The following is a 13,814-nucleotide window of genomic DNA, read 5'->3' as shown; positions in this document are numbered from 1 at the left end:
AGGTTTTTAATGTTTATAGAAAATTTCAATTTAAATGAAAAAGTTTTTATCATTGCCGAGCTTTCAGCCAACCATGCAAACAGCCTTGAAGTAGCTTTAAAAACTATACAAGCGGCTAAAAAAGCAGGAGCTGATGCCATAAAAATTCAAACCTACACCCCAGATAGCTTAACACTAAATTCTAATAAAAAAGATTTTATTATCGAAGGTGGTTTGTGGCATGGACGCAAACTATATGAATTATATGAAGAAGCTAAAACACCTTATGAATGGCATGAAAAACTTTTTGAATGCGCCAAAAATGAAGGGCTAATCTGCTTTTCTAGTCCCTTTTCTAAAGAAGATGTGAATTTTTTAAGACAATTTAATCCCCCAGCTTATAAAATCGCTTCTTTTGAAGCAAATGATTACGATTTTGTGCGTTATGTGGCAAAAGAAAACAAACCTACCTTAGTTTCTACAGGCATAGCCTATGAAGAAGAACTTGAAATGATTGTTAAAATTTTCCAAGAAGAAAACAACCCAAATCTGATTTTACTTAAATGTACTTCAGCCTATCCTTCACAAATTTGCGATTTAAATTTAAACACTATTAAAACCTTACAAGAAAAATTTAAAACCATGGTAGGTTTAAGCGATCATAGCGAGGGATTTTTAGCGCCGACCTTAGCTGTTGCTCTTGGAGCAAGAGTAATAGAAAAACATTTTATATTAGATAAAACTTTAAATAGTGCTGATGCTAAATTTAGTCTTGATTTTGACGAGTTTAAACAAATGTGTTCTATGGTGCGTTTAAGCGAGCAAGCACTAGGCAAATCTAGCTTAACAATAGATGAAAAAACTTTAAAAAATCGCCATTTTGCAAGAAGCTTATATGCTAGTAAAGACATCAAAAAAGGAGAAATTTTTACACTAGAAAATGTAAAAAGTGTAAGACCGAGCATTGGCTTACATCCTAAATTTTTGCCTATCATACTTGGTAAAAAAGCAAGTTGTGATATAGAATTTGGGCAAGCGTTAAAAAAAGATCATTTTTTGGAATAATTTGTGCTTTTGCTTAAAAAAATATAAACAAGGAACTATAATGCTACTTGAACTTAATTTTTCTAAAAATTTACAAGTTTTAAAAGAAATCAATGCGAGCTTAGCTGATAAAATCTTACAAATAAAATCCAACGAAAGATTTGAACTTTTTGAAAAAAACTATGATATTTATGATCACAAAACAAAACAATTTTGCATACAAAATGCTTTAGATAATTTATCTTTTTATGAGCAAAACTACAAAAGACATCCTTTTTTGATCTTTTTTGGAATTGGCAATGGTATGTTAATTTTTGAATTATTAAAAAATCCACTCAAAGATTATATTTGCGTTATAGAGCCTGAAATTGAACTTTTATATATTGCTTTACATTTAAATGATTTTAGCCAAGATTTACAAGATAAAAGACTTCATATTTATCTATATGAGAATATTAACTTTTTAACTTTTTATCGTTTTTTTGAACAAGAAAAAATTCATTTTTTTGTAAAAACTTATGATTTGCTTTTAATGTCAAATTTCTATGAAATTTACGAAAATGCCATAGCTATGACCAATTCTTTGTGTATAGAAAATATAAAATCTTTAGTTGTTAGACAAGGAAACTCATCAGAAGACTCCTTCGAAGGTATCACCCAACTTTTACACAATCTACCTTATCAATTAGCCAAACCTAGTTTAAAGGACTTACTCAAACAAAGAAAAGGTAAAATAGAAAATGCTATTATAGTTTCTACTGGTCCATCTTTGATTAAACAGCTACCTTTATTAAAAGAATATGCTAACAAAGCTAGTATCTTTTGTGCTGATACAGCTTATCCTATATTAGCAAAGCACAATATAAAACCTGATTATGTATTAGCTTTAGAAAGACATGATCTTGTTTATCAATGTTTTGAACAAGATAATCAAGAATTTGATAAAGATATATTATTTATTATAGCTAGTGTAGCACATAAAAGTGTTATAGATACTTTAGAAAAAACAAAAAAACCGTATATATTAGTACATAGACCACTACCTTTTTCTAAAGCATTACATATGGATGATTATGGTTATTTAGGTACGGGTATGAGTGTGGCAAATATGGCTTATGATTTAGCCATAAAGCTAGGACATAAGAATATTATCTTAATAGGGCAAGATTTAGCTTATGATGAGAATGGTAATTCACATCCTAAAGAATATCTACATACCCAAGAAAGTGAAAATGATAGAAAAGAAGGTTTATTTATCACTGCTTATGGTGGCAATGGCAAGGTTGAAACGAACCAATGGTGGATTTTATTTAAAGAAAGCTTAGAGTATTCTATAGATACTAATAGCATTACAACCTATAATGCCACTGAAGGTGGAGCTAGGATAGAAGGAAGTATAGAAAAATCTTTTAAAGAATTATGTGAAAATTTATTAAAAGAAAATAAGCCTTTATTTGGAAAATTGCAAACTTTAAGTAAAAAAGAAATTCAAGATAAAAAAGATAAGATTGATGAGTGTTTGAGAGGGATTGTTATTTTAGGAAGAAGTTACATCAACGAGTGTGAAATTTTAAAATCAGATCTTACTCGATGCTTAGAAAATTTAAATTTTGAAAGTGAATATTTTAACCCTCTGAGCCAAAGAATTTATCAAATGAAAGCTAGATTTGAGAATGAAGAATTTAAAAATTATTTCTTAGATCTTATTCGTTCAATATTTTTTCATTTTGAATATAAAATTGCACAAAATTATATAAAAAATCCTACAAACATAGAAGAAGAATATTCAAAGAGGAAAGAATACTTAGAAATACATTTAAATTGGATTGATTTTATTATACCTCATATAAAATTACAAATTCAAAGCATAGAAGAAGGTCTTTCATGAACACCTATGAAGCTAATTTTAATAAAAACCTAGGAGCATTGGAAAGTTATAATGCTACTCTAGCTGATAAAATAGAAGATGTAAAAACAAATGAGCGTTTTGAGGTATTTGCAGGAAAGAGTGCTTTTGATGTCAATATATATGATCATGAATTAAAACAAAATTTATATGATAATCCTGAAAAATTCTTTGATGAAAAATATAATGAAATTTATACCAAATATGAAAGATATCCTGTTTTATTTTTTTATGGTCTAGGTAATGGTTTATTATATAAAGCTTTATTAAAAAATGAAAATCATAAAAGTATAGTTGTTTTTGAACCTAATATTGAAATACTTTATATAGTTTTTCATTTAATAGATTTTAGTCAAGAATTAAAAGATAAAAGATTGTATGTGGTGGATACAAATGATTTTGACATGGATGATATTATAAATTTTTTAATGGGAGAGCTTTTTGTTCGAAACTATCTTTATGATAGTAAAATTTTATCTTTAAATTCCTATTACAATCAACACAAAACACATATAGAGGAATTAGAAAAAAAACTAAATGAAAAAATTATGTATGTTTTTAACGCCCAAGGAAGCAATAGAATAAGAACCTTGTCGCAAGATTTAAGATTTTCTATAGAAAATACACCAAAAATGCTTACAAAAGCTTTATTTAAAGATTTTATCAATCAAAGAAAAGGGAAAAATAAAACTGCCATTATTGTCGCAAGTGGTCCAAGCTTAATCAAGCAACTCCCTTTGCTAAAAGAAATTCAAAATAAAGCTACCATTATAAGTGCTGATGGAAGCTATTCTATGCTTGCAAAATATAATATAAAACCAGATATTGTGATGTCTTTAGACCCAAGTGAACTTACTAGCAAATTCTTTGATAATGATTTTAAAGAATTTGATAAAGATATCAACTTTATTATCACAACACCAACGCATCCAGATACCATAAAGTATTTAGAAAAAAATCATAGAAATTATTTGTTAGTTTTAAGACCATCATCAAAATTTACTCACAAAATACTAATAAATGATTTTGGGACTTTAGGTGGTTTAAATGTAGCCTATATGGGATATGAGTTGGCTGTAAAATTGGGACATAAAAACATTATACTTATAGGGCAAGATTTAGCTTTTGATGAAAAAGGTAATTCTCATCCTATGGAATTTTTATATGGAAATAGCTTTGACAACAATGTTCCTAGTTTAGAAAAGCGTATAAAAACTACAGCTTATGGTGGCAAGGGTGAAGTGATTACCCATCAAGGATGGAAATATTACATACAAAGTTATGAACTTTACATAAAAGAAACTGCTAAAAACAACATTACAACCTACAATGCCACTGAAGGTGGAGCTAGGATAGAAGGCACTATAGAAAAACCTTTTAAAGAACTTTGTGATGAGTTATTAAAAGAAGATAAAATTATTTTTCCTTTTTTACAAAGTTTGCCAAAGAAAGAACAAATTTTATTAGCAAAACAAAACTATGATTATTTTTTAGAACTTATTAAATTTGCAAAAAGTAAAATTTATCAATGTCAAAAGCTTTTAAAACCTATTTTAAAGGTCATTGAACAAACTAGATATCATATTGATTTAAATACTATTGATTTTGTTAAAATTTTAAAAACTAATGATGAAATTCACAAAGTTAAAGAATTTTTAGAAGATGAAAAAATGGCTGTATTTTCCGACCAACTAGCCGCTGCCTTAACTTTAACAGAACTTGAACTAGCTAAAATTTCGCTTATGAGTGCTCATACTCAAGAAGATAAAAAAATTCGTATGATTATTTGGCTTATAAAGCACGAAGAATGGCTTAAATTAGTCATAGAAACCTTAGAATCCCAAACAAAAATCATGGAAAAATCAATACAAAGTTTAAAAGACTTTATAGAGGAAAACAATGAACACCTATGAAGCTAATTTTAATAAAAACCTAGGAGCATTGGAAAGTTATAATGCTACTCTAGCTGATAAAATAGAAGATGTAAAAACAAATGAGCGTTTTGAGGTATTTGCAGGAAAGAGTGCTTTTGATGTCAATATATATGATCATGAATTAAAACAAAATTTATATGATAATCCTGAAAAATTCTTTGATGAAAAATATAATGAAATTTATACCAAATATGAAAGATATCCTGTTTTATTTTTTTATGGTCTAGGTAATGGTTTATTATATAAAGCTTTATTAAAAAATGAAAATCATAAAAGTATAGTTGTTTTTGAACCTAATATTGAAATACTTTATATAGTTTTTCATTTAATAGATTTTAGTCAAGAATTAAAAGATAAAAGATTGTATGTGGTGGAAAATTTTGATAAAACGCATTTGAATATATTCTTAGGGAAAGAACTACACGTGAGAAATTACTTGCAAAATATCAAATTATTTACACATTCTCCTTATTATAATAACTATAAAGATGTTTGTGTTTTTGAAAAAAATACTCAAGAACTTTGTTTAAATCTTATCACAGAACTTGGCAATGACCCTAAAGACTCCCTCCAAGGCATCACCCAACTTTTACACAATCTACCTTATCAATTAGCCAACCCTAGTTTAAAGGACTTACTCAAACAAAGAAAAGGTAAAATAGAAAATGCTATTATAGTTTCTACTGGTCCATCTTTGATTAAACAGCTACCTTTATTAAAAGAATATGCTAGTAAAGCTAGTATTATATGTGCTGATAGTGCTTATCCTATATTAGCAAAACATAACATTAAGCCTGATTATGTGTTGTCTTTAGAAAGAATAGAAAGAACTTCTGAATTTTTTAATAATGATTTTAAAGATTTTGATAAAGATATATTGTTTGTTTTAGTTAGTATGGTTTTTCCAAAAACTATAGAATACTTAAAGAAAAACAATAGAAATTTTATGCTAGTACATAGACCACTACCTTTTGCACAAAGTCTAAATATGAATGATTATGGTTATTTAGGTTCAGGTATGAGTGTGGCTAATATGGCTTATGAATTAGCTGTAAAATTAGGTCATAAAAATATTATCTTAATAGGACAAGATTTAGCTTATGGTGAAGATGGGAATTCTCATCCTAAAGATTATCATTATTTTAAAGAAGACTTTGAAGGAAGCAGAAAACAAGGTCTATTTGTTACCGCTTATGGTGGTAATAAAGAAGTAGAAACTAATAGATGGTGGAAAATATTTAAAGAAACATTTGAAAAAGATATAGCCTTAATGAATCCACTAGATATAAAAACCTACAACGCCACTGAAGGTGGAGCTAGAATAGAAGGAAGTATAGAAAAACCTTTTAAAGAATTATGTGAAAATTTATTAAAAGAAAATAAGCCTTTATTTGGAAAATTGCAAACTTTAAGTAAAAAAGAAATTCAAGATAAAAAAGATGAGGTTAGCAAAAAATTAAATTATAAAATACAAAAAATCTCTCAAATTCTTATTAGCAGTAAAAATCTCAAAGAAGTACTAAAGGATACCCTAAACTATACTAGTCATTCTAATAATATCCATGAATTGGATTTTAAAAAAATTTTAAACACCAACGATAGCTTACATTTACTCAAAGCCGACATAGAGAAAATGTTAGAATTAGGAGAAGTGCTAAATCCTGCTTTAAAAAATATAGAATTAGAACTAGCTAAAATTTCACTTATGAGCGCTCATACTCAAGAAGATAAAAAAGTTCGTATGATAACTTGGCTTTTAAAACACGAATTATGGATAGAGCAGCTCATTAAATATCTTGATATTTTACTTGAAATTCTACAAAAAGAACAAAAATGAATATTTTTATAAAAAATTTAAACGCCTTAGATGAAAATTTAAAAATTAAACTTTTGCAATTAAACCCTACAAAATCTTTTCAAATACAAGATAAAAATTTCATCAATTCCCTAAAAACTTGCTATAAAAATCATCCTGTTTTATTTGTTTATGGTATAGGTATATATATATATGAAGCTTTTAAAAATCAAAATTTAAAACATTTAGTGATTTTTGAAGATGATTTAAATCATCTTTATGATTTTTTAAAAAGCAATGATATATCCTCGTTTTTAAATAATCAACAATTATTTATATTTTATACAAAAGATTTTAATTTTAATAAGGCAAAAGAATTGTTTTTGCAACAAAATTTTATGTTTTATAAAGATATATCAACGATTATACCTTTTAAAGAGTCTTGTTTTATCCAAAATATACAAGAGTTTATTCAAAAAGCCATTTTAAGTATATTAAATGCTTTGCAATCAAGTGATGATTGTAAAATAATTATCAAATATTTTTGTAAAAATCTCCCAAAAGCACTAACCCATGCAAGTACAAAAGAATTTTTAGAAAAACATAAAGCCACAAACAAAACCGCTATTATCGTTGCAAGCGGTCCAAGCTTAATCAAACAACTTCCTCTGCTAAAAGAAGTCCAACAAAAAGTAAGCATATTTTGCGCAGATGGCTCTTATCCTATTTTACATAGATACGGAATAAAACCTGACTATGTATTTTGCATAGAAAGAAGCATAGCGAATGAAGAGATAGAGGAAATAGAAGCTTCTTGGAAATTTTTTGATAACAATTTTAAAAATTTTGATAAGGATATATTGTTTATATTTAGTGATAGTGTTTTTCCAAAAACCATAGAAATGATGAATAGAAACAATAGAAACTACATAATCAATCTTTCAACAAATTCATTTTGCGTTAGTTTTGGTTTTGATGATTATGGATATTGTGATTTAAGTTTTAATTCTGTTGCAAATTTAGCTTATAATTTTGCAGTATCTTTAGGATATGAAAACATCATATTAATAGGACAAGATTTAGCTTTTGATGAAAAAGGCAATTCTCATCCTAATGAATTTTTACATGGAACAAATTTAGATTCCACTCGCTATGATCACATTAAAACGACAGCTTATGGCGGAGAAAATGAAGTTTATACTCATGCAGCATGGATGCTATATAAAGAAAAGTACGAATACGATATAGCTCAAAATAAAAATTTTATAAAAACCTATAATGCCACCGAAGGTGGAGCTAGAATAGAAGGAAGTATAGAAAAACCTTTTAAAGAACTTTGTGAAAATCTTATTAGCAAAGAAAGTGTTAAAAATTTTCAAAAACTTTCATTACCAGATAAAAAAGATATTCGTAAAAATCTTACAAAAGCTTTAAAACATTTTAATACAATCAATCAAAAAGCTGTAGATTTTTTAAATCAAGCTCAAAATCTTTTAGTAAAAGTTCAAAACATCTCTTCAATGCTCAACAAGCTACCAACTCATTTAAGCTTAGAAGAAAGTTTAAATGTGATCAATTTTAATCAAATCGCAAGCTTAAAACAAGAATTAAAATCATATAAAGAAAATATTTTATCTAGTAAATATTTTTCTACAATTTTACTAAGCTATATGTATACTAATGAGTGTAATTTCATAAAATTAGAATGTATCGATGCAAACAATACAACAAAAGAAAAAATAAATCAACTCAGTTATATAATTAACCATGAAAGACATATCAAAGAAATAGCAAATCTTATCCAAACACAATATTCTATAATAAATCAAACCATAGCCGATATACAAATTTTAATTTCTAAGGATTTTTCATGAATGAACTCTTTTTAAAAAATACTCAAGCTTTATTTGAAAAAGATCAACCTCTAGCTTTAAAACTAAGGGAATTAAAAGAATGTAAGCAATTTGAACTTTTTCAAGGAAGTAGTGATAATTTAGATATTAATATATTAGATAAAAAAAGAAAAGAATTTATATATAAAGATCCTTTAAAAGAATTAAATGAAAGTTTAAAGCTATTTAATGAAGAATTTTTAAGATATCCTGTTTTATTTTTTTATGGTTTAGGTAATGGAATTTTATACAAAGCTTTGCTTTCTAATCCTATTAGAAATCATTTGGTTATTTTTGAAGAAGAATTAGAGATTATTTATTTAGTTTTTCATTATTTAGATTTAAGTGAAGAGATAAGAAATGAAAAAGTGGTTTTGTTTTATACACCCTTAACAACCTTTGCTCAACTTGATGTTTTAATGAACTATCCCACTATAAGAAATTATTATAAAATTTATAATCTTTTTACACATAGTGCTTTTTACAATACTTATAATATTAAAAAAATCAATGATTATCTTATACAAGCAATAAAACTTAACCATACAAAAGTCGGTAATGCACCAAGTGATTCATTACAAGGCATCACTCAATTTGTTAAAAATTTAATTTTTCTTATCTCCAACCCTAGTTTAAAGGACTTACTCAAACAAAGAAAAGGTAAAATAGAAAATGCTATTATAGTTTCTACTGGTCCATCTTTGATTAAACAGCTACCTTTATTAAAAGAATATGCTAGTAAAGCTAGTATTATATGTGCTGATAGTGCTTATCCTATATTAGCAAAGCATAATATTAAGCCTGATTATGTTTTAATGCTTGAAAGAACAGAAACAGTTAGCAAATGTTTTGACAATGATTTTAAAGATTTTGATAAAGATATATTGTTTATTGTTGCAAGTTTAGTGCATCAAAAAACCATAGAATACTTAAAGAAAAACAATAGAAATTTTATGCTAGTACATAGACCACTACCTTTTGCACAAAGTCTAAATATGAATGATTATGGTTATTTAGGTTCAGGTATGAGTGTGGCTAATATGGCTTATGAATTAGCTGTAAAATTAGGTCATAAAAATATTATCTTAATAGGACAAGATTTAGCTTATGGTGAAGATGGGAATTCTCATCCTAAAGATTATGTTCATGGAGAAGAAAGTGAAAATGATAGAAAACAAGGTTTGTTTATTACTGCTTATGGCGGCAATGGTAAGGTTGAAACTAATAAATGGTGGAAAGTTTTTAAAGATATTTTTGAAAAAGATATTATTGTTCATAAAAACAAATCAAACATTACAACCTACAATGCCACAGAAGGTGGGGCTAGGATAGAAGGAAGTATAGAAAAACCTTTTAAAGAGTTATGCGAAGAATTGTTGAAGGAAGATAAAGCTTATCTAAGACACTTTAAAATAACCCAAGCAAAATTAAGTAAAAATCTAAAAAAAGCAACAAGAAATATAGAAAAAATGATTATCATAAACCAAAATAATATTAAAAAAATACAAAATATTTTAGAGCAAATTTCAAAAAGTAAAAAAACTTTAAAAGTAAAAAAACTTTTTTCACAAATTGACACTTTTAAAACACAACTTCATAAAAGATCTAATGGTGCATATGAGCTTTATCCGCATATTTTATATCATCACGAGCTAAAAGTAAATGCTATTTTATGTAAAAATCCAAACAATTTACAAGAACAAAATACTATGATTTTAGAACTTTTGAAAGAATACGAGGAAACTTTTAAAACTCTTTTACATCTTTTATACGTATTTGACACTACAATAAAAGACAATTCTATAGAACTTTTTCAACTCACAAGGTAAAACATATGAATGAACTCTTTTTAAAAAATACTCAAGCTTTATTTGAAAAAGATCAACCTCTAGCTTTAAAACTAAGGGAATTAAAAGAATGTAAGCAATTTGAACTTTTTCAAGGAAGTAGTGATAATTTAGATATTAATATATTAGATAAAAAAAGAAAAGAATTTATATATAAAGATCCTTTAAAAGAATTAAATGAAAGTTTAAAGCTATTTAATGAAGAATTTTTAAGATATCCTGTTTTATTTTTTTATGGTTTAGGTAATGGAATTTTATACAAAGCTTTGCTTTCTAATCCTATTAGAAATCATTTGGTTATTTTTGAAGAAGAATTAGAGATTATTTATTTAGTTTTTCATTATTTAGATTTAAGTGAAGAGATAAGAAATGAAAAAGTGGTTTTGTTTCAAGATTTTTCTTTTCATAAAATCAGTAATTTTTTTGCACAAAAAAACATCAATACTTTGGTAAAAATTTACGATTTTCATCCACTAAACGAATTTTACAGCAACTATTATTTAAAATCTATCCAGACAATAAACTCTATTAATTTAAAATCCATCCGATACATATCTACCACCATGGGCAATGACCCTAAAGACTCCCTCCAAGGCATCACCCAACTTTTACACAATCTACCTTATCAATTAGCCAACCCTAGTTTAAAGGACTTACTCAAACAAAGAAAAGGTAAAATAGAAAATGCTATTATAGTTTCTACTGGTCCATCTTTGATTAAACAGCTACCTTTATTAAAAGAATATGCTAGTAAAGCTAGTATTATATGTGCTGATAGTGCTTATCCTATATTAGCAAAACATAACATTAAGCCTGATTATGTGTTGTCTTTAGAAAGAATAGAAAGAACTTCTGAATTTTTTAATAATGATTTTAAAGATTTTGATAAAGATATATTGTTTGTTTTAGTTAGTATGGTTTTTCCAAAAACTATAGAATACTTAAAGAAAAACAATAGAAATTTTATGCTAGTACATAGACCACTACCTTTTGCACAAAGTCTAAATATGAATGATTATGGTTATTTAGGTTCAGGTATGAGTGTGGCTAATATGGCTTATGAATTAGCTGTAAAATTAGGTCATAAAAATATTATCTTAATAGGACAAGATTTAGCTTATGGTGAAGATGGGAATTCTCATCCTAAAGATTATCATTATTTTAAAGAAGACTTTGAAGGAAGCAGAAAACAAGGTCTATTTGTTACCGCTTATGGTGGTAATAAAGAAGTAGAAACTAATAGATGGTGGAAAATATTTAAAGAAACATTTGAAAAAGATATAGCCTTAATGAATCCACTAGATATAAAAACCTACAACGCCACTGAAGGTGGAGCTAGAATAGAAGGAAGTATAGAAAAACCTTTTAAAGAATTATGTGAAGAATTGTTGAAGGAAGATAAGACTATAACATATATAAAAAAATCTTCGAAAAAAAATTCTCTAAAAAAAATTCTTTCATCTCATATTATTAAAGCAGAAAAAATTATCCATAAAGCCGAAAAATTACTAGAGTATATTGAACAAACTATTACCAATACTTCTTTTCAAGATCTAACGCAAGATATTGATAAATTCCAAATCCTTATAAAAAAAATAGACAACTTTAAAGTTTCAATTTATAACAACAAAAATCCCTACTTTTATACAGAGATCTCTAAACCTCTATTTTATCATTATGAATGCAAAATAAGTGAGATTTTTATAAAAAACTATAACGACAAAGCAGATAAAATGAAAAAAAGTGTTGAATATTTAAATATAGAAAAACTATGGCTGAATGATTATATAAATATATTGAAAATACAAAATGATTTATTAAAACAAACCCCTTTATATCAAGGGGTTTGAATAAAATTATTGTAAAAGCTTTAATACATTTTGCTGAACAGCATTTGCTTGACTCATAGCATAAGAACCGCTTTGAGCTAAGATGTTGTATTTAGAAAAGTTTGCACTCTCAGCAGCAAAGTCAACATCTCTTATGGTTGATTCTGCTGATTTAATATTTACTTGAGTTACACTAATGTTGTTAATGGTCGATGTGATTTGATTTTGCACCGCACCAATATCTGCTCTGATATTATCTAACGTAGTAATAGCACTATCAGCTAAATCCATAACAGCCATTGCACCTTGCAAGGTAGTAACACCTGCACTTTTTGGAGTGGTGATATTATCTGCCGTACTCATGGCATTAAATCCCATCGCACAAGCTATATCAGCTGAAATTTGACCCTTTACAGCTTCTAAATTTACTGTTGCTTGGGCAGCAGAGGAACCACTTTGACCAAATCCTATTGTAGATCCTCCAGAAACTATGATATCTCTACCATCATTTTTAACTAAGGATAATCTTCCATAATTTACAGAAGCTACAACACCGCTTAAAGCTGTCCCAAGAGAACCACTTAACTCTATACCTCTACCATCGGCTGAATTTAAAATGAGTTTTCCATCTACTACAGAAGCTTCAACACCTGTTGTGTCTTTCTTAGCATTAATAGCTGCTGCTAAGGCGCCATCTTTATCACCAGGTTTTACATCAACTTGACCTATAACCACACCATTAATAGCAAAATCAAGACCTGTTGTTCCAGCAGGTAAAGCTCCACTTGATATAGTTTGAACCACAGCTGTTGCTCTAACACCTGTTTTATCAGCTACTTTATTGATCTCATCAGCTAAAGCACCAAGTCCTGTTCCAACAGAAGTAGAAATAACCACTGATTGAAACTTATAATCATTTACACCATCATATGATTTTAAAACTAGATTAGACGTCCCGCTTCCTGTAACCCTAATACCTGTTTCAAAACGAGTATGGCCAATCTTTCCTGATTGAGTTGGTCCTATGGTTGCATGTACTGTTTGATTTGATTGTGCACCTATTTGGAATTCTTGATTAACAAAATTTCCACTTAAAAGCTGCTTACCATTAAATGAAGTAGTATTTGCAATGTTATCAAGTTCTTCCATTAAACGATTGATTTCATTTTGAATCATTGTTCTAGTTTTTGCCGTTTGACCATCTTGAGCTGCTTGAGTAGCTTTAACCTTAATGGTATCTAGTATTTTTAACTGCTCATCCATAGCTTTATCAGCAGTTTGTAAAATACCTATAGCATCATTACCATTATTAATAGCTTGACCTAAAGATGCAGCTTGATTTCTCAAAGAATCCGCTATAGCCATGCCAGAAGCATCATCTGCAGCTGAATTTATTCTCAAACCTGAACTAAGTCTTCCTAGAGATTTATCTAATTCTCTAGCGGTAATTACCGAATTTGCGTGTGCATTCATTGCACCTATGTTGGTGTTTATTCTAAAACCCATTTTAAATCCTTTCAAAATATTGCTTAGCGTTGTTAAAGCAATAAGTGTTCCAAAAATGTAAAAAAATTTTTGTATAAAAATA

The 13,814-nt window shown here is 27.7% G+C and carries 8 protein-coding genes; 7 read left to right on the top strand and 1 reads right to left on the bottom strand.

Annotated elements, in window-relative coordinates; all coding sequences use genetic code 11:
• Positions 1-9: 9 nt before the first annotated feature.
• From pseI to EL235_RS00900, 7 genes are read left to right on the top strand one after another with little or no spacing between them, the layout of a single operon-like run.
• Complete coding sequence (pseI, locus tag EL235_RS00930) at positions 10-1,044, top strand: pseudaminic acid synthase (RefSeq protein ID WP_126340621.1); 1,035 nt, start codon at positions 10-12, stop codon at positions 1,042-1,044.
• Between the two features lie 40 nt (positions 1,045-1,084).
• Positions 1,085-2,911 carry a motility associated factor glycosyltransferase family protein gene (locus EL235_RS00925; protein ID WP_126340620.1) on the top strand — a complete coding sequence of 609 codons (1,827 nt, stop codon included), beginning with the start codon at positions 1,085-1,087 and terminating at the stop codon, positions 2,909-2,911.
• On the top strand, positions 2,908-4,842 hold the full coding sequence (locus EL235_RS00920; protein WP_126340619.1) for a motility associated factor glycosyltransferase family protein: 1,935 nt from the start codon (positions 2,908-2,910) through the stop codon (positions 4,840-4,842). The genes EL235_RS00925 and EL235_RS00920 overlap by 4 nt, the downstream gene beginning before the upstream one ends.
• Complete coding sequence (locus EL235_RS00915; protein ID WP_126340618.1) at positions 4,829-6,700, top strand: motility associated factor glycosyltransferase family protein; 1,872 nt, start codon at positions 4,829-4,831, stop codon at positions 6,698-6,700. Before EL235_RS00920 ends, EL235_RS00915 begins: the two co-directional genes overlap by 14 nt.
• Entirely contained in the window at positions 6,697-8,532 is a 1,836-nt protein-coding gene (locus EL235_RS00910; RefSeq protein ID WP_126340617.1) for a motility associated factor glycosyltransferase family protein, read from the top strand. The genes EL235_RS00915 and EL235_RS00910 overlap by 4 nt, the downstream gene beginning before the upstream one ends.
• Positions 8,529-10,379 (top strand): motility associated factor glycosyltransferase family protein, encoded by a 1,851-nt coding sequence (locus EL235_RS00905; protein ID WP_126340616.1) that lies wholly within the window; start codon positions 8,529-8,531, stop codon positions 10,377-10,379. Before EL235_RS00910 ends, EL235_RS00905 begins: the two co-directional genes overlap by 4 nt.
• A 5-nt stretch (positions 10,380-10,384) precedes the next feature.
• On the top strand, positions 10,385-12,247 hold the full coding sequence (locus tag EL235_RS00900; RefSeq protein WP_126340615.1) for a motility associated factor glycosyltransferase family protein: 1,863 nt from the start codon (positions 10,385-10,387) through the stop codon (positions 12,245-12,247).
• Between the two features lie 6 nt (positions 12,248-12,253).
• Here EL235_RS00900 and EL235_RS00895 read toward each other — a convergent pair whose 3' ends face one another.
• Positions 12,254-13,732, bottom strand: a complete 1,479-nt coding sequence (locus tag EL235_RS00895) for a flagellin B (RefSeq protein ID WP_126340614.1) — start codon at positions 13,730-13,732, stop codon at positions 12,254-12,256.
• Positions 13,733-13,814: the final 82 nt, after the last annotated feature.

This window comes from Campylobacter lari, from assembly GCF_900638335.1.
GTDB classification, from domain to species: Bacteria; Campylobacterota; Campylobacteria; order Campylobacterales; family Campylobacteraceae; genus Campylobacter_D; species Campylobacter_D lari_E.
Note: the sequence above shows the minus strand (reverse complement) of the source record. Positions and strands in the feature narration are given on the sequence as shown.